Annotated in this window: 21 protein-coding genes; 12 read left to right on the top strand and 9 right to left on the bottom strand. The window is 43.0% G+C overall.

The window, feature by feature from the left end:
- Positions 1–246: 246 nt before the first annotated feature.
- Complete coding sequence (locus O9295_RS22790; protein WP_108935876.1) at positions 247–621, bottom strand: DUF433 domain-containing protein; 375 nt, start codon at positions 619–621, stop codon at positions 247–249.
- Between the two features lie 818 nt (positions 622–1,439).
- Between O9295_RS22790 and O9295_RS22785 the strand changes: the two genes are divergently transcribed.
- The gene (locus O9295_RS22785; RefSeq protein WP_002758344.1) at positions 1,440–1,622 is read left to right on the top strand and encodes a hypothetical protein; all 183 of its coding nucleotides are present in this window, start codon (positions 1,440–1,442) and stop codon (positions 1,620–1,622) included.
- Positions 1,623–2,197: 575 nt separating this feature from the next.
- Here O9295_RS22785 and O9295_RS22780 read toward each other — a convergent pair.
- The 5 genes from O9295_RS22780 to O9295_RS22760 all read right to left on the bottom strand — a co-directional run bounded on the left by O9295_RS22780 (position 2,198) and on the right by O9295_RS22760 (position 6,110).
- The gene (locus O9295_RS22780; protein WP_288035571.1) at positions 2,198–2,662 is read right to left on the bottom strand and encodes a DUF29 domain-containing protein; all 465 of its coding nucleotides are present in this window, start codon (positions 2,660–2,662) and stop codon (positions 2,198–2,200) included.
- A 16-nt stretch (positions 2,663–2,678) separates the two neighbouring features.
- The gene (locus tag O9295_RS22775; protein ID WP_002758348.1) at positions 2,679–3,137 is read right to left on the bottom strand and encodes a DUF29 domain-containing protein; all 459 of its coding nucleotides are present in this window, start codon (positions 3,135–3,137) and stop codon (positions 2,679–2,681) included.
- Positions 3,138–3,153: 16 nt separating this feature from the next.
- Entirely contained in the window at positions 3,154–3,612 is a 459-nt protein-coding gene (locus O9295_RS22770; RefSeq protein ID WP_190723192.1) for a DUF29 domain-containing protein, read from the bottom strand.
- A 43-nt stretch (positions 3,613–3,655) separates the two neighbouring features.
- Positions 3,656–4,639, bottom strand: coding sequence for a protein-methionine-sulfoxide reductase catalytic subunit MsrP (gene msrP, locus O9295_RS22765; RefSeq protein WP_288035570.1), 984 nt, complete (start codon positions 4,637–4,639; stop codon positions 3,656–3,658).
- Positions 4,640–4,724: 85 nt separating this feature from the next.
- Positions 4,725–6,110, bottom strand: coding sequence for a cytochrome P450 (locus O9295_RS22760; protein ID WP_288035568.1), 1,386 nt, complete (start codon positions 6,108–6,110; stop codon positions 4,725–4,727).
- A 397-nt stretch (positions 6,111–6,507) separates the two neighbouring features.
- Between O9295_RS22760 and O9295_RS22755 the strand changes: the two genes are divergently transcribed.
- Both O9295_RS22755 and O9295_RS22750 read left to right on the top strand, forming a co-directional pair.
- Positions 6,508–7,263 carry a TVP38/TMEM64 family protein gene (locus tag O9295_RS22755; RefSeq protein ID WP_288035574.1) on the top strand — a complete coding sequence of 252 codons (756 nt, stop codon included), beginning with the start codon at positions 6,508–6,510 and terminating at the stop codon, positions 7,261–7,263.
- 477 nt (positions 7,264–7,740) lie between these two features.
- Positions 7,741–9,288 carry a mercuric reductase gene (locus tag O9295_RS22750; RefSeq protein ID WP_288035565.1) on the top strand — a complete coding sequence of 516 codons (1,548 nt, stop codon included), beginning with the start codon at positions 7,741–7,743 and terminating at the stop codon, positions 9,286–9,288.
- Positions 9,289–9,451: 163 nt separating this feature from the next.
- Here the strand turns inward: O9295_RS22750 and O9295_RS22745 are convergent, their stop codons facing one another.
- The 3 genes from O9295_RS22745 to O9295_RS22735 all read right to left on the bottom strand — a co-directional run bounded on the left by O9295_RS22745 (position 9,452) and on the right by O9295_RS22735 (position 11,314).
- Positions 9,452–9,850: a type II toxin-antitoxin system VapC family toxin gene (locus tag O9295_RS22745; RefSeq protein ID WP_288035564.1), complete on the bottom strand. Its 399-nt coding sequence runs from the start codon at positions 9,848–9,850 to the stop codon at positions 9,452–9,454.
- Positions 9,847–10,143, bottom strand: coding sequence for a hypothetical protein (locus O9295_RS22740; protein WP_288035562.1), 297 nt, complete (start codon positions 10,141–10,143; stop codon positions 9,847–9,849). The genes O9295_RS22745 and O9295_RS22740 overlap by 4 nt, the downstream gene beginning before the upstream one ends.
- A gap of 88 nt (positions 10,144–10,231) precedes the next feature.
- Positions 10,232–11,314: a glycoside hydrolase family 19 protein gene (locus tag O9295_RS22735; RefSeq protein WP_288035561.1), complete on the bottom strand. Its 1,083-nt coding sequence runs from the start codon at positions 11,312–11,314 to the stop codon at positions 10,232–10,234.
- A gap of 242 nt (positions 11,315–11,556) precedes the next feature.
- Between O9295_RS22735 and O9295_RS27575 the strand changes: the two genes are divergently transcribed.
- From O9295_RS27575 to O9295_RS22695, 9 genes are all read left to right on the top strand, one after another.
- Positions 11,557–11,745 (top strand): phage integrase N-terminal SAM-like domain-containing protein, encoded by a 189-nt coding sequence (locus O9295_RS27575; RefSeq protein ID WP_353851888.1) that lies wholly within the window; start codon positions 11,557–11,559, stop codon positions 11,743–11,745.
- Positions 11,712–11,846, top strand: coding sequence for a phage integrase N-terminal SAM-like domain-containing protein (locus O9295_RS22730; RefSeq protein WP_288035559.1), 135 nt, complete (start codon positions 11,712–11,714; stop codon positions 11,844–11,846). Before O9295_RS27575 ends, O9295_RS22730 begins: the two co-directional genes overlap by 34 nt.
- A complete protein-coding gene (locus tag O9295_RS22725) occupies positions 11,843–12,448 on the top strand; it encodes a hypothetical protein (RefSeq protein ID WP_288035557.1) in 606 nt (201 codons plus the stop codon). The genes O9295_RS22730 and O9295_RS22725 overlap by 4 nt, the downstream gene beginning before the upstream one ends.
- A 796-nt stretch (positions 12,449–13,244) precedes the next feature.
- Complete coding sequence (locus tag O9295_RS22720; protein WP_287733506.1) at positions 13,245–14,579, top strand: AAA-like domain-containing protein; 1,335 nt, start codon at positions 13,245–13,247, stop codon at positions 14,577–14,579.
- A 287-nt stretch (positions 14,580–14,866) separates the two neighbouring features.
- The gene (locus O9295_RS22715) at positions 14,867–16,699 is read left to right on the top strand and encodes a carotenoid oxygenase family protein (RefSeq protein ID WP_288035555.1); all 1,833 of its coding nucleotides are present in this window, start codon (positions 14,867–14,869) and stop codon (positions 16,697–16,699) included.
- Positions 16,696–22,848 carry an AAA family ATPase gene (locus tag O9295_RS22710; RefSeq protein WP_288035554.1) on the top strand — a complete coding sequence of 2,051 codons (6,153 nt, stop codon included), beginning with the start codon at positions 16,696–16,698 and terminating at the stop codon, positions 22,846–22,848. Before O9295_RS22715 ends, O9295_RS22710 begins: the two co-directional genes overlap by 4 nt.
- Before the next feature lie 274 nt (positions 22,849–23,122).
- Positions 23,123–23,359 carry a hypothetical protein gene (locus O9295_RS22705; RefSeq protein WP_288035553.1) on the top strand — a complete coding sequence of 79 codons (237 nt, stop codon included), beginning with the start codon at positions 23,123–23,125 and terminating at the stop codon, positions 23,357–23,359.
- On the top strand, positions 23,359–23,811 hold the full coding sequence (locus tag O9295_RS22700) for a type II toxin-antitoxin system VapC family toxin (RefSeq protein ID WP_288035551.1): 453 nt from the start codon (positions 23,359–23,361) through the stop codon (positions 23,809–23,811). The genes O9295_RS22705 and O9295_RS22700 overlap by 1 nt, the downstream gene beginning before the upstream one ends.
- 255 nt (positions 23,812–24,066) lie before the next feature.
- On the top strand, positions 24,067–24,483 hold the full coding sequence (locus tag O9295_RS22695) for a hypothetical protein (protein WP_288035550.1): 417 nt from the start codon (positions 24,067–24,069) through the stop codon (positions 24,481–24,483).
- Positions 24,484–24,611: the final 128 nt, after the last annotated feature.

Genomic DNA, 24,611 nt, shown 5'->3' with positions numbered 1-24,611 from the left:
AACAATTCCTATTTTTTCATAATTAGGGGTCTCAAGCTCCCCCTAGCGGCCACCGAGAAAACCTTCACCAGATAAGTATTTTTACTCAAGTCTCTGGAGGGGGACAGCTTATGTGACAGTTGAGGGTGCGGAATGTGGGTTCAAACAGAATAAAACGAATCGAGATCAAGTCAAGCCAACCACTCGCAGCAAGGACTCCGGCGAGGACAAGAGAATGCCCTCGTAAGTTATGATCAACTAGAAAATTCATGCCCGTGATGCCAACTTGGCTTTTTCCGCTTGAAGTTTTGCTCGAATGGCTTCTGTGCCTGGTTTTGGCGGCTTAGCAGCAATACGGGCAACTCGCTCACGATTTTGCTCTTCATAATATTGTCGGAGTTCTTCAGCTTCTTTGAGAACTTGCTGGTACTCAGCTTCCACATCCGCACGATGAGCCTCAATATAAGCCAGGGCAGCGTTAATTTGCTCTTCCGTCAGATCAAATAATCCCTGAATGAACTTAGGTGGATATTGAGCAGTCACATAATCCATCACATCGTAGAGGGTGATGCGGGTTCCTGCGATTGTCAGTCCTCGCTCTGTACGAATGATAGCGGTTTGTTTATTTGATGCGAGCGTCATAGCTATAGTCTCAGTCTTTCACCATCTCATTCCATATTACCGCATGAAAAAGTAAGGTGAGCAAACGCCCACCCTGACTACTAATTCGCAAGCTCTTTAATCCTCAACCCAGACTTTCAAAATGTATTTCAGCCTCGTTCCTGCATCTAGCCAGTAGTGAACTCCAATATCTGGCAATTCAGTATCACCAGGCCCCGTACTACAAGATCGGCGATCAAATTTAGACCACAGCTTCAATTAATGTGCATGGTGCGTTCCCCAAAATCGATCGCTGGAGCAGTAGGAGCCACATTAGGGAACGCACCCTACGGCGATTGCGTACTGCTACGCAGTGCCTTCGGCATCGCACTGCCATGTCTAGGAGCAAAGTGACGCTCGCGGCATCGGCAGCTGCAACGATCGGTTAGCCAGCGGTTACACAGGTAGCCAGGTATCCCGGTTTGGCAATGGGCCAGCCAACTTGCAGCGGGCAACAGGCGTCAGTGGATCAACGAGACCCTTCGTCTTATCTGACATGATAGAGTTGCCGAAGTTCATAACGTCGCAAGGCAGGACTGACCCGTGCACCCATTCAGAAATCGATCCATGTCGTGAAAAAAGCCGTCGTAACCAGAAAGGTTTACGAAACTTACTTGGTCCGTACTCGGCAATTGAGTTGGCAACGGGAGGATCATCGCCACGTCGGATTCCGACGTTATTGGGACGCTCCGCCTGTGCGTAAAGGGAGTGATCGAATTGCGCCACGGGATGAACGCTTCCATCATGGACGTGGGCAGTCGGGAAGAAAAGGGCCGTTGAATTCCGCGTCCTAAACGACAATGCCATGGGATGGATCCGCATGTCTCCAGATCGAAGCTGAAAGACGGCAAAACCAAAGTCACTGTAAAGCGGCAGCTGTTTCCAAACATCCTCTGGAAGGCGAAATCGAAGATCAAGTCTGTGAAAATCCGCGAGTGCGGGTACGAACGAAGCGTCAAACGCGCCAACTCGATGAACCATGAGATTTCTAGGACTCGCTCTCGCGACAGCGACGCCTTTGCTACGCATTTCCAGCGGCTGCGGGAAGCATCGATCCATGTCGCGAAAAAAGCCGTCGTAACCAGAAAGGTTTACGAAACTTACTTGGTCCGTACTCGGCAATTGAGTTGGCAACGGGAGGATCATCGCCACGTCGGATTCCGACGTTAGGCGCATCTCATACACTAAGTGCTGACGGTCGCCATTCAGGCGAGCGTAGATCTTCGTGTTGGACACCTGTTGAACGTCGTGAGAAAAGATACACATTGGATTGCGTCTGCCTAACTACATATTATGCGGAAACTTTCTGTATAACACTCTATTTAGGCGCAATCGCCAGAACTTTTCCCCATATCACCCCCAAAAGCGTGTTAGCCAGATTAGCATATTGCCAAAAACCTTGTTTAACTAAATTTCTGACAATTAGGCTCATTCTAGCAATGATTCTTCGATCTGACCGCACCCCTTGAAAAAAATTTATAATTATTCGACCTTTAGCGATCGCTATCGGGAGATAGTTGTTTTTTGTTAGAGCAGTATGGAGCAGTCTAACTGATGGCTATATTTCCAGATTATCGCCCGCAGGAAACCAATCTTCATCGAGAATTTGTTCAAGGGAACCAATGGGAATAACGGGGAAAGTATCGAGGGGTAATTGAGAGCGGTCACTGGCATTTTTTCGGGCTGAAAGATAACATTCATAAAAAATTTCCAAAAGATAAGGTTTCAGACTAGGACTATCTTTAAGTTCATCTAATATATCGAGACGAAAAGTTCTAATCTCTCCCTTCCAGTGACCTTCGTTTCTCTCTCTTTCTGCCGCCCAATATTTGAGCTTAAGTAAATGTTCTAATAATCGGGTTAACAGACTTTTAATTGTGCGCTTTTCACTCCTTCCCATACTTGCTAATTCCTCTAGTAAATTCTCTAAATCTACCCGCTCAAACTGTCTCGCTTGCAGTTGATTAATAGTAGTTCTAATCCAGAGATAAAAGTCTTCTTCGTACAGGGTTTTATTATCCATAATTTACCTCTATATATTACTCGTGGTCATTAGTGGGAAACCAATCTTCATCGAGAATTTGTTCAAGGGAACCAATGGGAATAGGGGGGAAAGTATCAAGAGGTAATTGAGTTCTAACTTGAGCCTCTTTTCTAGCAAATTGATAGCATTCCTCAAAGATTTCGAGAATATAAGGTTTCAGACTAGGGCTATCTTTAATTTCTTCGATTATTTGTCGGCGAAAGTTGATAATTTCCCCTTTCCAGTGACCCTCATTTCTAGATTTTTCTCCTGTCCAGTAAGTTAGTTTCAGCAAATGTACCAGTAATTGAATCAAAAGATTTTCGATTTTGCGCTTTTCACTCCTTCCCATACTTGCTAATTCCTCCAGTAAATTCTCTAAATCTACCCGCTCAAACTGTCTCGCTTGCAGTTGATTAATAGTAGTTCTAATCCAGAGATAAAAGTCTTCTTCGTACAGGGTTTTATTATCCATAATTGACCTCTATATATTACTCATGGTTATTAGTGGGAAACCAATCTTCATCGAGAATTTGTTCAAGGGAACCAAGGGGAATAGCGGGGAAAGTATCGAGGGGTAATTGAGAGCGATCACTAGCATCTTTTCTAGCAAATTGATAGCATTCCTCAAAGATTTCCAAAAGATAGGGTTTGAGACTAGGGCTATCTTTAACTTCTTTGATTATTTGTCGGCGAAAGTTTCTAATTTCCCCTTTCCAGTGACCCTCATTTCTAGCTTTTTCTCCTGTCCAGTAGGTTAGTTTCAGCAAATGTACCAGCAATTGAATCAAAAGATTTTCAATTTTGCGTTTTTCGCTCCTTCCCATACTTGCTAACTCCTCCAGTAAATTCTCTAAATCTACCCGCTCAAACTGTCTCGCTTGCAGTTGATTAATAGTAGTTCTAATCCAGAGATAAAAGTCTTGTTCGTACAGAGTTTTATTTTCCATAAATACTCACTTAAACTAAATAAAACGGGGATAATCATAAAACTTAACTATACAAACTAGCCACATATTCACCATAGCCATTATAGGGCAGAGTTTCGATAATTTCCCAAGATAAATCACTTCTACTACCGATAAATTTTTCCGTTGCTTGCGACCAACGGGGATGGGGTTTACTGGGGTTGACATTAGCCTCAAAATCGTATTCGTGAGCGTCAATTGTGTTCCAGTAGGTGGCGGGTTGTTTGGCGGTAAATTCAATTTTTACTATCGATTTTGCTCCTTTAAAACCGTATTTCCAAGGAATAACCATTCGCAAGGGTGCGCCCTGTTGTTTCGGTAAATCATGCCCGAAAATTCCCACAGCAAAGAAAGCTAATTCGTTGGCCATTTCTTCAATTCTTAAACCTTCTGTATAGGGCCATGGTAAGGCTCCTAAATGTAATCCTGGCCCCTGGGTAATTTCGGGATCATAAAAGGAGGTGAAACGGACGAATTTAGCTTCTGGTTTTGGTTCCACTGCCGCGATTAAAGCACTCATCGGAAACCCCAGCCAAGGTAAGACCATTGACCAAGCTTCCACACAACGAAAACGATAGATTCTTTCTTCGAGAGGAAAGGTTTTTTTAATAGTATCTATATCGTAGATCTGGGGATTTTTTACCAATCCTCCCACTTCTACCGTCCAGGGATTCGTCGGTAATTTCTGCGCTTTTAACCAGATATTTTTCCCCCCTCCGAACTCATAAAAATTATTATATCTCCCCGCTACAGTTTCGGCAGCTATGGGGCGATTTACCGTTAAAAACTGCGGATTCTTGCTGAACCCTTCAATTTTAGGTAATTGCAAACTTTTTTCTAAAGCTTCCGAGGAGGAGGATTTACCACAAGCAGTTAATAATAGGGAACTCCCCGCAATTCCTGTCCCGATTAACCCCTGTAAAAAGCGACGACGGTTAAAATAAACACTTTCGGAAGTAACTTCATTTTCGGAAATTTGCCAGTATTTAGCTAAACGAATTAAGACCATAATTATCCCCGATTTTATTGACAAAAAAACAGAGTTATGATATGGGATACCACAACTCTGATTGTACAATAGTTTGTCAGTTTTTTTAAGAAATTTCGGCGAGCATGGGGGCAGTCACCAGAGGTTCCCGTCGTCCTTTTAAGACCATGGGAACTCCTCGCGAGGGAGCAAGGGTTAAACCGCGACGGCTGGGTTTTTCGGGGGTATTATTAACTAGAGTTAACTGATAATTGGCCAAAATTGTGGCGATAGCGATTTTCATCTCGTAGATAGCTAAAACTTCCCCGATACAACGACGCGCCCCACCACCAAAAGGCATATATTCATAGGGGGTGAATTGTTTTTCTAAAAAGCGTTCTGGTTTAAAAGTATGGGAATCGGGGAAAGTTTGCTCGCGGTGGTGAGCTAGATAAATACAACCCATAAGAATTGTCCCTTTTTCTAAAGGATAACCATCTAGTTCTACCGGTTTTTCCACTACTCGCGGAAAAGTTAACATTGCCACGGGATGAATGCGTAAAGTTTCCGAACAAACCGCCGAAAGATAGGGTAATCGAGTTATGTCAATGGGGTTAGGATTATCTCCTAAAGTGGCTATTTCTTGGAGAATTTTTGCTTTAATTTCTGGATAGCGATGAGTCCAGTAGAGCGCCCAAGACATAGCGGTGGCGGTGGTTTCATGACCGGCGAATAATAAGGTCATTAATTCATCGCGCAATTCCTTATCGCTCATCGGGTTGCCTTCTTCATCCCGGGCCGACATCAGTAGTGATAAAATATCGGTAAGATTGGGGTTAGGATTAGCTTTTCTTTCGGCAATTTCTGTATAGATAATATCATCAATTTTTTCTTGGTAACGCTGGTATTTTCCCCAGGGACTCCAAGCACCAAAATCAGCCCGCAAAATTGGGAAAAATAACAAAGAAGCCATCACCGGAGAGTTAAAAATATCGAGCATTTCAGCGAGAGTTTTTTTCAGGGTTTGATAACGTTCCCCTTGACTAATTCCAAAAACTGCCTCCATAATTACTTGTAAAGCAATCGCTGTGGTCGCTGAACGGGCCTTAAAAGGTTGATTTTGGGGCAATTCTGCCATTACTCTTAGGGTAATATCGCGGATTAAATCGCCGTAGAAACGCATTCTTTCCCCGTGAAAAGGTGGCAATAAAAGCTGACGGCGTTTTTTGTGGATGTCTCCGTCTAACATGACGACGGAATAATCACCAATAATCGGGGCAATAATCCGATTGGCTTCCCCCGGTGCCGAGAATTGTTTACGGTCATTAGTTAAAATTTGTTGTAGGGCCGAAGGACTACTGACAAAGATAAAATTATCTACAGTTAAACCCACTTTTGTGCTAAAAATATCGCCATGCTTGCGGGCGGCATTTTCCATAAAAGCTACGGGATTAATGATCCATTGTGCCATTTGCAGGAAGGTAGGGGCCTTGACCTTGGGGATGATTTTCATAGATTAATTGCTATATCCAATGCTAATTATTTCTAATTGTGACATTTTTTCCCCAGAGACGGCAAGGTGTAATAAGCTGCCCGCGCATTTAAATTGCTTATTGAGATGAGGCAAGAGGCACTCTTGCAAGGGGCAAGAGGCAAAAGTAAAGGGATTAGGGGAGATTTAGCTAATCTAAGGATAGGCAGTTAAGATACCTCTTAGCTTATCAAGTAAACAGCAAAAATTACCAGGCTGTTGCTTGTCCTATCTTCTCCCAGAGAGGGGGATTTTCTGGGAATTTTCAGGATTGGCTTTCTGGTCTAAACAATGATAACTAGGGTAGAATAGCCCCTAGTTCTATTTAATTCGCTTTTATAGTTTAATCTCTCTTTTATTCTCTTTTTAGGGACTTGTGATGATTATTTCCCAGTCCAGCAACTGGAAAAAGCTGGTTATTTGCCGTTATTTGCCGCTGCTAATCGCCTTTAGCGGCACTTTTCTCCTGACTACTTCCCCCGCTTTTGCCCTCGAATCCAGTGCCTCCACCGGTTTTAATCCTCAAACTATTCTTTTCAATGCCTTAACTTGGGTGGATAGTTTGGGGTCTGTGGGAGCGATCGCGTTTATAATCATCTATATTCTAGCTACTGTGGCCTTTTTTCCAGGTTCAATCCTGACTTTAGGGGCTGGTGTGGTTTTTGGCCTGGTTTTAGGCTCTTTTTACGTCTTTATCGGGGCAACTATCGGCGCTACTGTCGCTTTTCTGGTGGGACGTTATCTGGCTAGGGGTTGGGTGGCGGAAAAAATTCAAGGTAATAGTAAATTTCAAGCTATCGATGAAGCTGTAGGGAGAGAAGGTTTAAAAATAGTGCTTTTAACCCGGTTATCTCCCATATTTCCTTTTAATCTGCTCAATTATGCCTATGGTGTCACCGGGGTTTCCCTGAAAGATTATCTACTAGGTTCCGCAGGCATGATTCCGGGGACGATAATGTATGTTTATATTGGCTCTTTAGCGGGCAGTCTTGCCACTATCGGGACCTCGGCACCAGCCACTAACCCAGTTTTACAATGGACTATTCGCCTGATCGGTTTTATCGCTACCGTTGCCGTCACCCTCTACGTCACAAAAATTGCCCGTCAGGCCCTGGCATCAGTTATCAGTGAATAGTCATCAGTTATCGGTCAGGGGTGTGGGGGAATGGGGAAGTGGGGGAATGGGGAAGTGGGGTGTGGGGTGTGGGGTGTGGGGTGTGGGGTGATGGGAAGTGGGGTGTGGGGAGTTTTCTCAGTTAACTGATAACTGATAACTGATAACTGATAACTGATAACTGATAACTGATAACTGATAACTGATAACTGATAACTGATAACTGATAACTGATAACTGATAACTGATAACTGACTCCTCAAAACCTAAGACTCTGCACCTCACAACTATGGGAATTGCTATAACTGCTTTAATAAACCTCTTGCATAATTAATTTTTCAGGGTTCAAAAACGGCAAAAATAAGAATTAAATTGCATAAAATCTGTAAATAGACCATTTAACTGATTATTATTCATTCTTAATTCTCCTGACTACTGACTACTGGCTATTGACTCCTAACCCTAACAACAATTTTTGATTTTTACAAGAGGTCTAATATGTTTGAAAATAGCTCTAGGGAAGTTAATGTTCTCCCCATGGACGAACATAATCAAAAATTAGTTAATTATGTTCATCCTGCCGATTGGGTCAATCCACAACCCCAAGATTGTTATGATTTAGTCGTCATTGGTGCGGGTACTGCGGGTTTAGTCGTAGCGGCGGGAGCGGCGGGTTTAGATATAGGTTTAAAAGTGGCTTTAGTGGAAAAACACCTCATGGGGGGAGATTGCCTCAATTTCGGTTGTGTTCCTTCTAAATGTCTGATTCGTTCCTCTAGAATTATCGGGGAAATTGAGAAAGCCAAAAAATTAGGAATTAATATTGGGGATACTAGGGTAGATTTTGCCAGAGTCATGACCAGAATGCGGCAAATTCGCGCCGATATTAGCCATAATGATTCGGTGCAACGTTTCCAAAAACTAGGTATCGATGTCTTCTTGGGTAGCGCTCGTTTTTTAGGACAAAATACCGTGGAAGTCGCGGGAAAAACCCTCGCTTATAAAAAAGCCGTCATTGCCACTGGTGCTGGGGCCTTTCATCCCGATATCCCCGGACTAAAAGAGGCGGGATTTTATACCAATGAAACAATTTTTTCCCTAACAGAATTACCTCCTCGATTAGCTGTTATCGGTGGCGGGCCGATTGGTTGTGAATTAGCCCAAGCTTTTCAACGGTTAGGCGCGCAGGTAATTTTATTTCATAATCATTCCCATCTTTTGAATAAAGAAGACCGAGAAGCGACCGAAATTATTGAGAATGCTTTGCTGCGGGAAGGAATGCAATTGATTCTCTGCTGCCAAATTGAACGGGTGACAAAAAATGAGCGGGGTAAAACCATTGAATATACAAGCAACGGTCAAGGAGCAACTATCACCGTTGACGAGATTTTAGTCGGTGCTGGCCGGGAGCCTAATGTGTCAGGATTAAATTTAGAAGCGGTAGCCGTGGAATACGATACTCGTCGGGGAGTCAAAGTTAATGATTATCTGCAAACTACTAACCCGAAAATTTATGCGGCCGGTGATATCTGTATGGATTGGAAATTTACCCATGCCGCCGATGCGGCCGCCCGTATTGTGATTAAAAATACCCTCTTTTCTCCCTTCGGTTTCGGACGCTATAAGCTCAGTAATTTAGTTATGCCTTGGGTCACTTATACCGACCCAGAAATTGCCCATGTGGGCATGGATGAAACCCAAGCACAAGCCCGGGGATTGGCCACTAATACTATTAAAATTCCTTTGAGTATAGTCGATCGAGCTATCGCTGATGGCGAAACGGACGGTTTTTTAAAAATTATTCACAAACAAGGTTCCGACCAAATTTTAGGAGCCACTATTGTCGCCGCTCACGCCGGTGAGATGATTTCTGAAATTACCACCGCTATGGTGGCTAAAATCGGATTGAGTAAACTCTCTATGGTTATTCATCCCTATCCCACCCAAGCGGAAGCGATTAAAAAGGCCGCCGATGCCTATCGTCGAACTCTCTTGACTCCTAATAGTAAAAAACTCTTGGCATTGTTGGCTAAATTATCGCGTTAAAATCAATGATTGCCACCGGAGAACTGCGGCAGAACTTTGAACAATTCTGGCGGGAAGCAGCCGCACAGTTGGGAAACGCCCAATCCCTCACCGAACGGGGGTCGGGGAAATGGCAAGAGTACCAGTTGGAGAAATACCAACCCCTGACGCAGCTCTGCCCTTTTTAGAATACAAGTAAACGGTGAAAACCTTCTTGCTCAAAATGGCGATCGGTGGTTAATGCTTCATTAATATTGAACTGACGCATCAATAAAAAGCTAACTGCATCACATAAGGAATAAGTCTTATCTTGCCGTGCCATCAATAGTTTGACCGCAGCACGATGTAAAGGCTCTTCTATCCAAACTGTCTCGATATCTGGATTTTCTAGCAAATCGGTGATAAATTCTAGGGTAGCTAAACGCGGGTAACGCCGAACTTGAGCTAGAGCAACTAACTCTGCTAAAACGTAACTGTGGGTGATGCTTTTACCTGCACTATCTAACAATTGGACAGCTTCTTCATGTCCTGGTTGATCACGATAGACATAGCAAAGTAACCCAGAATTATCGAGGAGTATCACTGATTTGATGTCTCCTCATGAGTATCTCCATACTCTCTCCCTAAGTCAGCATCAATGCTTTCATTATCTGCTCCTGTCGGATAGCCGCTAATTGAGCCAGCGTGCGCTCGAAAGCGTTGACGTGCTGCTCCTTTTTCGGCTTCCGTGCGTTGGTCTTTATTTTTGTTCAAGCGATACTGTCGCTCAAGGGAAGTTGTTACTAATTCTGACAGGTCGATACCTAATATTTTAGCTTGCTGTTGCAAGGCGGCATAGACTTCATCGCTCAATTCTAGGGTTAAGACTTGACTCATTTAGCTGTACCTTCATTGTGGCTATTGATTAGATTAATTTCTTTTTTAACTCTTTGACCATTATAACCTCGGACATCAGCTTGTCTCTTCACAGTCCACTACGAGGAATTTCTTGCATGAATCTTCCTTGAACCGTCTCATAATCTGCTGTTGCCAATATATATGCTTGAAAAGTTGGATCAGTAACTTGGTTTTCTCGAATTGCCTTTAAGATTGCAGGAACATGAACTGTTAACCATGCAGAATTTTTTACTCCAGTTATCTGAAGAGATTCAGAAGTTGGATTTGTAGTTTTTAGAGCCTCTAAATATAAATTAGTTTTTGTGTTAACCTCATCTAGTCCAAATGGAGTACCAGAGATTATTCTTCTAGCTTTAGCAAAGTCTTTAGCATCCAGATACTCTTTCACTCTCCGGTCAATCATGAATTGAACTAAAATCTTCGCAGCTATGTCAGGTTTTGATGCCAAATCAGGATCATTGACCAGATCAACATTAATTTTATTCCCCCATAATCTGTAGTTTGTTCGTCCGGTGATCTGGATGTATCCTCGACCTTTAAATCGCGCACCATCTCCTGGCTCAATATTGCCTAAATCTCTCCGCCCTTCATAATCTGAAAAGCCTGTTGCTTGAGGAACCTGCTTCTCTTCAATCAACTTGTTAAGTTTGCCAACAATATCTGGATTATTAATTAGACCTGCATCAATATAAAACCTAAGTAAGTTTATACGAGATTCTTCCTCTTGAGGCTCAATTCCTTTAGAAATTAATCCTGTTTCAAACTTTATTTGTTCTAACTTCTGATCAGCTTCAAACTTCGCTCTTTCTAAATTTAAATTAGTTTGTCCCTGAATTAAAGCAACAACACTTGAAGTGACAAATCCCAAAATAGCAGCGATGATGGCAGTATATCCAGCAGATAATCCTTTGTTTTCTTTAGTCTTTGCCTCTACTTCTTCTTTCCTAATTTGTAATTCACTCTTTAGTTTTTTATCTTCTAATGCAAGCTTTGAAATCTCGATCCACTGATCAAAAAGTTCTGGCGTAATCTTTTTTTCTGAGTGATTTAGAAGACGTTCACAAATTAATCGATGTACTAGTTCAGTGTATGAAAGATCATCAGGTAATTCTGCAATTAATTTAAAGATTTCGTCCTTATCTTGATTCATTGTTTTTCCACGCTTTGCTCAAAAAAACTTGACCAATCTTCATGAGTCCCCTCTAACCACTAATTCAACCGCTTACTGCGGTCTAGCACCCCCCTTTATCCTACTATCCCACCTCCATCGGTCTAACACCCCCTAAATAAAACCTAATACCGCACCGTGCGGTCTAATCACCCCCATTTGGGCATAATTACCGCAGAGGGCGGTCTAGTATCTCTGCCAAACCGATTTTACCGCATTTGCCGATGACAGAAGAAGCCCAGTTCCATCGACTGTTAGAACGAGTCCGAGAAGTCATGCGTCTCAAGCACCTTAGCTTGAAGACGGAAAAATCCTACCTCTACTACATTCGAGACTTTATCCTCTTTACACAACAAACGCCACCCCTCGAGAGATGGGAGTGTCCGAAATCCGCCAGTATCTGTCTCATTTAGCCACCGACAAGCAGGTGGCTGCCTCAACTCAAAATGTCGCTCTCAATGCCTTGCGGTTGACGGGCCAAAAAGTGCTTTACGTCCAGACACCACAATTTTGAAGGCCTGTAAGGAAATTGGCGGTTATCAACCCGTCACCTTGTTAGCAGGGAGGGATAAAAGCCGTTATCCCCAAGTTTATCGCACCCATCCCTTAGAAAGCAGCAATTATGGGGCAGTTGACCGGATGATTGGGTTTGCTAATCAGAAATGGCAAGAAAGCCGCCTAATAGCTCGTCCTGCGGTTCAATTTCGTGGCTTTTTTCCCAAAGTTAACAATCAGAATCTTACTGAGATAGCGATCGAAATCAAGGAAACCTACAATGATTATCTAAAGTCAGCGCGATCGCTTGAAGACCTGAAAAACCAGCATCCTGAACTGAGAGAACCTTATATCGAGGTAACATCAACAAAAAGTCAGAGAACGATTTACCTGACCCGACTAGATCGGTTTGGGACTTTAGAATCGGGTTTTTTCAGCCAAGATAAGCAGTTTCCCGTTGATTTACAGCTTGTTAAGAACAAGATTGACCGAGAGATTCCTAAATCTCTTTTGGCTGTAGCAACGCTCGATCTAGAAGGGAAATCAGTGGAACAACCCATTGGAGCGATCGCCTTATCCTCGGTAGAGGAATACAACCTGAAAGCGGGAATAAATATGTAGAGATGGTGCGTCAAGAACACCCTGAAAGTGAAAGACAGCAATTAGCGGCGGCTCTCTGGCATTATGCTCATAGCAGGGGTCATCAGTCATCAGTCATCAGTTATCAGATTTGCGTTTCAGTCCACTGATAACTGAAAATACTTCCCAACTCCCACTCTGCAATAACTACTGGCAGCCAGAAATACGTTCTTTCAATATCATACTTTGTGCTTTTTGTCAAAAAAACTTTTTTTTTGCAATAAAACTACATAAAAAAAAGATCATCGTTGTGGGTGAAATTGACTGATTTACCCGTCTTAATTAGGATTACTTTGTAGGTGTGGCAAGGGTTTCAACCATTGCTGCTCAAAAAAGCACAGAACAACCCACTATGAAATTCTATCAAATCGTTGTAACCATTACAACATCGTTGTTAAATAAAAATCTTTCTCAATTAATTCTTAAGAATTTGTAAATATTGCGGAATGTTAATTTAAATATTCTCAAGTTTCTGGAGTCAATAGATAATTTTTACTTATCTTTATTAAAAAATAGAACTCCTGCAAAATCCAACATCTACCATTGGGTTAGAAGTCAGTATTGAGGAGTCAGTATTGAGGAGTCAGTATTGAGGAGATAGGAGACAGGAGACAGGTTTTAGGTGTTGGGGGTTGGGGTTTTGGGGTTTTGGGGTTTTAGTTCAATTTCCCCACTTCCCCCCGCAACGCGCACGCAGTGGTCTCCCCATCTCCCCACACCCTACACCCCACACCCTACACCCCACACCCCACACCCTACACCCTACACCCCAATTCTTATGAGAGATTCCCTATCGAGCCATCTAAGAGTACAACAACATTGCCTCAATCAAGTCAAATTAGCCGTGAGAAAGCAGGGCTTTAGCAGTCAACGCTCCTTAGCTAAAGAAGCTGAATTTAGTCTGGCTATTGTCAGCAACTTCCTGACCGGTAAACCGGTAGAACAAGCCACTTTTGCCCAAATTTGTCGTCGATTATGCCTCGACTGGCAAGAAATCGCCGCCCTGAATGTTCAGCTAACAGCACCCCCTCAAGACAAAATTCTGGTTAATTCTCCATCCAAGAGCGAAAAATTGGACACATTACCCCCCTATCCCAATGGGGCAGTTCCCCTTGGTTCCCCATTTTATTTAGAACGTCTTCCCCTCGAAGAACAGATAAGGCAGGAAATCAAGAAACCGGGGGCTTTAGTGCGGATAAAAGCCCCGAAAGAAATGGGCAAAACTTCCCTACTTTTGAGAATGCTCGATTTTGCCAAACAGCAAGGCTACCGCACGGTGAGTTTGAACTTAGAACAGGTGGACCAGGCCATTTTGAGTGATTTAAACCAATTTTTGCGCTGGTTGTGTGCCAATGCCGCCCGTCAACTACAGTTAAAACCGCAATTAGATGAGTATTGGGATGAGGATTTAGGCAGCAAGATTAGCTGTACGGTTTACATTCAAGACTATCTGCTTGAATCGATTACCGCCCCCATTGTCCTCGCTCTCGATGAACTTAATCAGATTTTTGAACATCCCCAGGTGGCCAAGGATTTTTTACCGCTGCTGCGTTCTTGGTACGAAGAAGCCAAAACCCTACCTATTTGGCAAAAACTCCGTCTTATCGTCGTCCATTCCACGGAAATTTATGTTCCCCTGCAGCTCAATCAATCCCCCTTTAACGTGGGATTCCCCGCACAGTTAAGTCATTTTAGTCTTGAGGAGGTATTGCAATTAGCCCAACGTTATCAACTCACCTGGGAAAATCAGGAAAAAGTCAAACAATTGATGGAGTTAGTGGGAGGACACCCGGCTTTGGTACAAACTGCCCTCTACTATCTCAGTCGGGAGGAAATAACCATGACGCAAATATTAACCAGTGCCACCTCCGTCACGGGGATTTATGCCCATCACCTGCGGCGCCATTGGGCGGTATTAGAACAACAGCCTGAACTAGCAAAAGCCCTCGATCGGGTGATGAGCGCGGTGGAACCCGTACAATTAGACCCAATTCTCGCTTACAAACTCAGCAGTATGGGACTACTCAAACAATCAGGAGATAAAGTAGTACCAGGCTATGAATTGTATCGACGCTATTTTTTAGAGGTGAAATCCTCTATCAGTTATCAGTAAACAGTTATCAGTAATCAGTGAAAGGCAGGGTGTGGGGTGTGGGGAAGTGGGGAAGTGGGGGAATGGGGAAGTGGGGGAATGGGGAAGTGGGGGAATGGGGAAGTGGGGGAATGGGGAAGTGGGAAAGTGGGGAAATTGAACTAAAACCCCAAAACCCCAACACCCCAACACCTAAAACCTATCTCCTGTCTCCTGCCTCCTAAATACTGGCTCCCGACTCCTATCTCCTGACGACCGACGACCGGCTCCTGACCCCACCAACAAACTTTTTGCCGCAAACCCTACTTATGAATATGTCAATCAAAGATACTGTCCAAAATACTGTCAACATTGGTAATTTTAGTCGCTCGCAACTCGGTCGGCCGGATGAGAACAATTTACATAAAGCAGTCGCCACAGTTACCGAGGGACATTGGCCGGAAAATCTGTCGGGATACGTTTTTATCGTCTGTCCTTTTCATAGAAAAAATGACCGTCATTTGTTCTCTGGCGAGGGTGTAATTATTAAATGGGACTTGCAAGGGAAAAATAATCAAGTTAATGTTTACAGTAAAAAACTGAAAACCTGGGATAGTTTCTGGCGAAAAGTCTTACCGATATTTAATATTATTAAAGCCAATTTCCCTGCCGTAATCAGCATTTTAGGTTCTTCAGAAATAGCAAATACTGCTATGGTTAAACTAGAAAAAGTTTCCGAAGATGAACAACTAGAAGAAACCAGATTAATTCTCACCGCCGATGCTGGACGTTACTGGGAAGTGGATCCCGTTTCCCTTGATACTATCACTCCGATTGGTTATTTTGACCAACATATTGTTTCCGTGCCTTTATCTTTTTTCCCAGTCCTAGAAAATACCGCTCATCCCTTCTACGACAAAAAAACCAAAGAATTTATCACCTGTGAATTAAAGCTAAAAATTGTATCAGGAGGTATGTTAAAAGACTTAGATAACTCGGTGTATGTTGTGCTTTGGGATCAACAAAAACAACTTAAACCCTGGAAGCTACAGGGAACTATCCTCGATGGTAGCCCCCATTCGGTCATCGTCACCGAGGATTATATCATGATTCCCGATATGCCTTTTCAGATGGGAGTAGCCAAACTATTAGGTATCAGAATCAAGCCTGAAGAAACCTATCCGAAAACTCAAATTTATCTAGTTAAACGTCAAGACCTCAAGGAAGAAGAAACCACCGTTCCCTCGCAATTAATTACCTTCAATGGCGACAGTTATCACTTCCTTTGTAATTACCATAGTATCAACGGTCAAATTCAGCTTGTGGCCATCCAAAACGCCACTATTAGTTTAACCGAAGCGATCGAAAAAGACGATATCCAACATTTTACCGGTCAGGGTTATCCCCCCGAATACCACGGCATTCCCTGGATGTTTTCCTTTGACCCCGGAGTGCTGCGCAAAGTGGTTATCGAAGATGCCAGGGTGATGAGCGAACAGGCTTTCGTCCATCCGGGGTGGTTCTCTACCACTCTCTACACCGCCGACCCGCGGGAATCGGAACAGGGATACAGCGCCATTTATCAGGTTTATGCTGGTTATGTGCGCGAATTAATCTGTCGTCGTCAGTATATGGATTTTCGCGACCAGAGTAATCGCATCCTCAGGGATGCCGAACTTCCCTGTCATGACTTGCCCTCGGTATTAGCCAAGGTTCCCTTCGATAAGGATTGGAATCAGTTAACTGAACAGATTAGCCAAGAAAAAAAAGCCAGTGATACTCATGTATCACATTTAGGTCGGGAACTACTGGATTTTTATGTTTGTCCCGATGGCTATATTTTAGATAGCATTCAGTTTATTCCCCAAGAACAGGGCTATCTATTTACGACGGTTTTAACCCCGACCAGAGTATTAGAAGCTTGGTTATTTAACCCTGACAATCTCAAGGACGGACCGATTGCTAAACTGAGTTTGCCGGAAGATGTTCACTTTGGTTTTACCTTGCATTCCGAGTATTTCGAGCAAGTGCTGCCTTCTCCCCGTCCTTCCGTCTCACAGGTAAATCGAGTCCTGTCAGACTTGCGGAGTCTTGTTTTAGTTCCCGTAGAATTTTTCTTGGGGAGACCCGCAGCCATTTACAATCGCCAAGTAAAAAAATGATTGTTCTCAACGGATACGACATTCTTGCCCAAATCTACGAAAGTGTTAACTCGGAAGTCTATCGGGCCATTCGCATCGCCGATAATCAACCGGTTATGCTCAAAATCCTCAAGCAAGAATATCCAACCGCACAAGAACTAACCCACTACAAACAGGAGTATAAAACCATCTGCGGCCTGAACTTCGAGGGGGCGATTAAAGCCTATGGTTTAGAAACCTACCGCAGAACTCCCGTGATTATTTTGGAAGATTTCGGGGGTATATCCTTAAAAAAATGGCTAGAGGGCAAACCCCTGGCCTTAAGGGACTTTTTAAGCCTTGCACCCCGAATAGTGGCTAATTTAGAGAAAATTCACAACGCCAAGGTTATTCACAAAGATATTAATCCTGCCAATATAGTTCTTAACCCCGAAACCGGACAAATTAAAATCATCGATTTTGGCATTGCCAGCGTCCTGCGGCGGGAAAATCCGGGGCTAAAAAATCCCAACGTTCTAGAGGGGACTTTAGCCTATATTTCTCCCGAACAAACCGGACGGATGAATCGCAGTCTCGATTACCGCACGGATTTTTATTCTTTGGGCGTTAGCTTCTACGAACTTCTCACCGGACAATTACCTTTTCGGGCTAAAGATGCTTTGGAATTAGTTCACTGTCATCTGGCAAAACAACCTTTGGAGATTAATAGTCTCGTCAGGGAGAAAATTCCCCCGGTGGTGGAGGCAATCATCAGGAAACTGATGGCTAAAACCCCCGAGGAACGATACCAAAGTGCCTACGGTATTCGGGCAGATTTAGAAGAATGTTTAAGACAACTGGAAACAACGGCTAAAATTGAGGATTTTGTCATCGCTAGGCAAGATCTAGCCAATCAGTTCCAAATTCCCCAAAAACTCTACGGTAGGGAGGCAGAAATCGCCACTCTCCTCACTGCTTTTCAAAGGGTAGCCACGGTGGATAAAAACTCCTCTCACACCGAACTGATGCTAGTTACGGGTTATTCTGGCATGGGTAAAACCACCCTGGTTAGGGAAATTTACCGGCCAATTACTGAAAAACGCGGCTTTTTTATCTCCGGTAAATTTGACCAATTTCAGCGCGATACTCCCTACGCTGCCGTGGTTAGCGCTTTGACTCATCTCGTCAAGCAACTTTTGGGGGAAAGTCAACCACAACTGGAACTATGGCGACAAAAACTCCTCAAGTCTTTGGGGGCGAATGCACGGGTTATTATTGATGTGATTCCTGAACTAGAATTAATTATCGGTCCACAACCAGAGGTGTTACAATTAGGAGCGATCGCTACTCAAAATCGCTTTAATTTAGTCTTTAAAAATTTTATTCGGGTCTTTTGTTCCCCGGAACACCCCTTAGTCATCTTTCTCGATGATTTGCAATGGGCAGACTTGGCTAGTCTCCAGTTAATAGAATTAATTATGCTCGATGGCGATATGGACTATTTGTTTTTAATTGGCTCCTATCGCAGTAATGAAATTAATTCCACCCATCCCCTAACCGCTACTCTCGATAAATTAGAGCAGGGGGGCATAATTATCAATCAAGTTATTTTAAGACCTCTGGGTCCTGCACAGGTCAATCAGTTAATTGCTGACACCTTAAATCATTCACCCGAATATGTGCAATCTTTGGCCGCTTTAGTCTGGCAAAAAACCCACGGTAATCCTTTTTTTGTCAATGAATTTCTCAAAACTATCTACTGGGAAAATTTGCTATTTTTCCAATCGGGGCAGGAAACAACCACTAAAAACGATAATAATAGGGGTTATTGGCAATGGCATCTCGGCCAAATTCAAAGGATTGGCAGTACCGATAATCTGATTCAATTTATGATGGGCAAAATGCAGAAATTGCCCCCCGAAACCCAGGAAATTTTAAGTTTAGCAGCTTGTCTTGGGGCAGAGTTTAATTTATATAGTCTGGCAGTAATCTCTGAAAAATCACCTCCAGAACTTTTACCAATTTTAACTTCTAGTAGCGAAGCTGGTTTAATTATTCCCCTCTCAGAATTGGATGAACAATTACTGATTCAAGAATATAAATTTGCTCATGATCGCATTCAACAAGGAGCTTACGCTCTCATCGAAGACAGCAAAAAATCTTTAATTCATTTGAAAATTGGTCGCCTACTTTGGCAGCATACTGCCGCCAATGAATTATCGGAAAAGATTTTTAAAATAGTCGATCATCTCAATCTTGGTTATCAACTAATTAGCGAGGAAAAAGAACGAGAGTCAGTGGCTAACTTGAATTTACTAGCAGCCCAAAAGGCAAAAGCCGCTAATGCCCAAACTGGAGCCTTAAAATATATTAAAATCGCTCAAAAACTTCTCAAAAAATCCAGATGGAAAAATAACTATCAACTGACTTTAAATATTTATTCTGAAGCCACAGAAATCGCCTATTTAAGTGGGAACTTTGAGCAGATGCAACGCTGGGCTAATCTCGTATTAAAACAGGCAAAAACAACCCTAGATAAGGTGAAAGTTTATGAAGTCATCATCGAAGCCTATCACGCCCAAAATCAAGAACTAAAAGCGGTAGAAATTGGTTTATCCGTCCTCAAAAGCCTAGATTTCGAGATTCCTGAATCCTTACAATCATCAGATATTCAAAAAGAACTAACTAAAACCAGACAAAAATTAGCGGGTAAAAATATCAAAGATTTAATTAATTTACCGCCGATAAATGAAGAAGAAAAATTAGCAATCATGAAGATAGCAAGTGCCATATTTTCTCCTGTTTATATTGCCGCCCCTCATCTCTTACCCATCCTAGTATCAAAACAGGTTAACTTATCAATTGAATACGGCAATAGTTATCTAGCGGCTTTTACTTATGTCAATTATGGCTTAATTCTTTGTGGTCTTTTAGAAGATTGGGAAACGGGTTATCAATTTGGACGATTAGCTTTAAACATTGCTGATAAATTTCATGCCAAAGCCCTGATGCCGAAAATAATTGCCGTCTTTTCCGCCACTATTAGTATCTGGAAAGAACCGATTAAAAATTCCCTGTCCTTGTTAAAATCTTCCTATCAAACCGGTTTAGAAATGGGCGATCTCTACTACGGAACAACCTGCGCCTATCTTTACTGTTTTCATTCCGCCTTTATCGGACAGGAATTAACCGAATTAGCCCAAGAAATAGCTAACTATGATCTGGCTTTTGTTAAGCTCAAACAAGAAAACCCCCGCAACTATCTAAAAATCTATGGTCAAACAGTTTTAAATCTGCTGAGGCACTCGGAAAATCCCGGTCATTTAGAAGGACAGTACTATCAAGAAACTCTTATGTTACCGTACCATCTAGAGGCTAATGATCTCTTCGGTCTCTGTGCTTTATTTGTTAATAAATTATACCTTTGTTATCTATTTGGACAGTACGAACCAGCCATTGAAAATGCTAACCAAGCCCAAAATTATCTAGGGGGAGCTACCGCTACTTTATTGATTCCTCTGCATAATTTCTATGATTCCCTCGCCCATTTAGCTATTTATAATCATCTGGACAATGACCAAAAACAGCAAGTATTAGAACGAGTGACGAATAATCAGAAAAAGCAACAGGAATGGGCGAATCAAGCCCCCCCTAACTATCTCCATAAATTTTATTTAGTGCAAGCGGAAAAGGAGCGGGTACAGCAATCCTATCTAGAAGCCATAGAAAATTATGATCTAGCCATTGCTAAAGCCAAAGAAAATGAATACATTAATGAAGAAGCACTGGCTAACGAACTAGCGGCGAAATTCTATCTCGATTGGGGTAAAGTAAAAATTGCCAAAACCTACATCAATGAAGCTGCTTATCTCTATTCTCTTTGGGGAGCAACAGCTAAAGTCAAAGATATAGAAAGCCGTTATTCTCAGTTAATGGTCAATAATTATGGTTCCAATTCCCTGACCGAAACTAGGAGAACTACCACCAGAAAAAATTCAGTTAGTCATGCGGGAGAACTGTTAGATTTAGCCACGATTATGAAGGCCTTCCAAGCCATTTCTAGCGAGATAGTTTTAGATAAATTACTCGCCACCCTGATGAAAATTCTCATCGAAAATGCTGGGGCGCAGCTGGGCTATCTTATCCTAGAAAGCGGCGGACAACTATTGATCGAAGCCTCCGGTTCGGTGCAGGAAGATGGGGTGACAGTCTTTAAATCTCATGCCATCGAAGAACATCTTCCCGTCTCAATTATTAACTATGTAGCCCGGAGCGGTCAAACCGTTCTTAATGACGATGCTGCCCATGAGGGCAATTTTAGCAATGATTCCTATATTAAAACCCATCAAACCAAATCCCTGCTCTGTTCGCCCCTCCTCGACCAAGGACAACTGCGGGGAATTGTCTATCTAGAAAATAATCTCACCGTCGGGGCTTTTACCCAAGAAAGATTGGAAGTGCTGCAACTGCTCTCCAGCCAAGCGGCGATCGCAATTACTAACGCCAAACTCTACGCCGAAATCAAAGCCAAACAGAGACAACTAGCGCAATTTTTAGAAGCGATGCCAGTGGGGGTATTCGTCCTCGATGCTGGCAGTCAACCCTATTATGCCAATCAAACCGCCCAAGAGATTTTAGGAAAAGAGATAGTTAATATCACCACGGCTAATCAGTTGGGGGAAACCTATCAGTTATATCAAGCTGGAACCGATCGATTGTATCCCACAGAATACCATCCGATTGTCCGAGCTTTAAGGGGGGAAAAAAACACGATGGATGATCTAGAAGTTCACCAAGGAGAGAAGATTATTCCCCTAGAAGTGTATGCCACGCCCGTTTTTGACGAAAAAGGAGAAATTATCTATGCGATCACCGCTTTTACCGATATTACCGAACGAAAACAGGCGGAAGCGGAACGGATTCGCTTTACCGAAGAATTAGCCGAGTATAGCCGCACCCTAGAACAGAAAGTGCAGGAGCGCACCCTAGAACTCAGCCAAACCCTAGAAATTCTCAAGGCCACCCAAGCAGAATTACTGTTTGAAAACGAACTCCTCAAAACTAACGAACAATCTAGCACCTTTGACTACCAAGTGGGGGGCAGTTTACCCATGGATGCCCCCACCTACGTGGTCCGCGCCGCCGACCGTTATCTCTATAAAGCCCTCAAACGGGGCGATTTTTGCTATGTTCTCAATCCCCGTCAAATGGGTAAGTCTAGTTTAATGGTACGCATGATCGACCACCTCCAACACGAGGGGGTCTGTTGCGCTCCCATTGATTTAACCCGCATCGGCAGCGAAAATGTCACTCCCGACCAATGGTACAAGGGGATAGCCTTCGAGTTAGGGCGACGTTTTGGACTGCTCAAAAGGGTCAATCTCAAAGCTTGGTGGCAAGAACGGGAAGATGTCTCGGCAGTACAGCGCTTGGGCGAATTTATCGAAGAAGTGTTATTGCTGGAAGTGGGGATCGTGGAAGGTTCTCCCCCGAAACCGATCGCGATTTTTATCGATGAAATTGATAGCGTTTTGGGCTTAAATTTCGCGGTTAATGACTTTTTTGCCCTGATTCGTTCCTGCTATAACCAGCGTGGTTTTAACCCGCTCTATCGGCGTTTGACCTTCGCTTTCTTCGGTGTTGTCACCCCCTCCGATTTAATTACCGACCACCAAATCACTCCTTTTAATATCGGTCATTCGATTCAATTGGAGGGTTTTAAGGAACACGAAGCCCAGCCTTTACTGCGCGGATTGGCCGAGAAAGTTAGTAACCCGCAAACTGTCTTAAAAGAAGTCTTTGCTTGGACAAACGGTCAACCTTTTCTGACCCAAAAACTCTGTCAGTTAATTCGCACCGCCGCCTCGCCGATTCCCCCCAATGGTGAGGCCCTCTGGATTGAGGACTTGGTACAGAAGAAGATCATTGACAATTGGGAGGCTCAGGATGAACCGGAACATCTGCGGACTATTCGCGATCGGCTTCTCAACAGTCATCGCTCCCAGTTGCTCCTGAGACTCTATGAACGGATTTTAAGGGAAAAAGAGGTGATTGCCGAGGATAGCCCTCCAGAAAAAGAGTTACTTTTATCGGGGTTAGTGATCAAAGACCAAGGCCGGCTGCGGGTCCATAATCCCATCTATCAAGCAATCTTTAACCTCCATTGGCTGGCCCTGGCAAAATCAACCTAATACTAAATCCTGTTTAAAAGGCATAGGATAGTGGGAAGTTAAAGTTGGATTGGGAGTTAATCAAACTATTAAAAACGGATTTGCTATTACCCCCTAAGCGATCGCTGATTTAGCGGCACTCGCTCCTATCATTCCAGAGATCAAAACCCTTGAAGTCCCCAAAAACTCCAAAATCTGAATCCCTAGTTGGGGAAAGAAATGTAAAGATTTATTAAATATAGAGAAATTGCGGCATGGGATATGATTGATCTGGTTGCCTATCAGTCCAAGTCAGATGAATATCGAACAAGCAGTCATTAAAAACCTCAGAAAACTTCCCTTAGAAAAACAACAAGAAGTCTTATCTTTCACCGAATCTCTCATCGCCAAAACTTCACTTCCTTTGCCAGAGCCGACTCTTACCCCTGAACAGCGAGCCGCTAAATGGATGAGTTGGGTACAAAGCCATTCCTCTAATAATCCCCCTTTACCCGATGAAGCTTTACACCGTGACACAATGTACGAAGATTAATGACCCAATATTTACTTGATACTAACATTCTCTTACGAGCTAGTGACCCTAACTCATCAAGTTATCCCCTAATCATGAATGTTGTTGACATGATTATTAGACAAGGAGGAGAATGTTTGATGACTTCTCAAATTTTCATTGAATTTTGGGTTGTAGCAACACGCCCTAAGGATGTTAATGGACTAGGTTGGACAACACAAAAAACACAACAGGAAATTAACCAAATTTTATCTCAATTTTCTTTATTAGCAGAAACCCCAGATATTTTCCCCCTTTGGTTTCAATTAGTCACTACCTACAATATTAAAGGAAAACGCACCCATGATATTAGGCTTCTTGCTGTCATGAAAGCTTCTAACATTACCCAGTTATTAACCTTTAATTCTGATGACTTTATCCCTGTCCCCAATATTACCATCGTTCATCCGCAAGATTTCATTAATTCCCAATAATTAAGCAGCAAATCCGACATAACGCACCAACATCCCTCACGGAAGCGGATAGTTCGCCTGAGAAGGGGTAAAACAACGGAAAACACCTTTCCCTGTCAATCGCTAGTTAGGGAGAAGAATGTAAAGATTTATTAAATTGTAGCTTTTGATACAGTTGCGAGGGGGGAATGTGTACAGTTTTGTTGTCTGCCTTTGGTCTTGGGTTAGGCTGTTGCTTGACCTGACTGCGAGGAGGGGCTAAGTAGGTCATTACTTTTGAAAACTGGTATTATTGTTAGGAAACTCACATCCATGATAAGTAAAAAACAATCAGAAAACAAAGTTAATGCTCTTACAAAAACGCTGTCTTCTTTGGGCATCTTAGCTGGAGTAACTATTGCGGCAACAACCCTACAAGCAACATCAGCCAGTGCAGCAACAGTTGTTTGGACGGATTGGACATCAGCAACGACGGGTACAAGTGGATCAGCTACGGGAACCATTGGAACCATCACAGTAAACTATACTGGGGATGTCTTTTTTGCACAAACAGCAGGTGGAATTAACTACTGGGAGCCCTCGCCCGGAATTCCTTATATTAACAACAGTGTGATCAGTAATGCACCACCAGCAAGTGACATAATTGCCTTAAACACTGCAACGACTGGTTCGACAACAAATAATGGGACTTAGGCATTTTCGGGCAGCAAAAAAGGCTCAAACCATTACGGGACAAAGGGTTAACCTCAATTTATGATTTTCCTTGATATATCTGGGTTTCAGCGATTTTGGGCTTCTCGAAGTAAATCCCAAGCGGGGAT

It is taken from the genome of Microcystis sp. LE18-22.4A (genome assembly GCF_027531105.1).
Lineage (GTDB): Bacteria > Cyanobacteriota > Cyanobacteriia > Cyanobacteriales > Microcystaceae > Microcystis > Microcystis aeruginosa.
The sequence above is the reverse complement of the archived record's forward strand: the minus strand, read 5'-3'. Positions and strand labels throughout refer to the sequence as shown.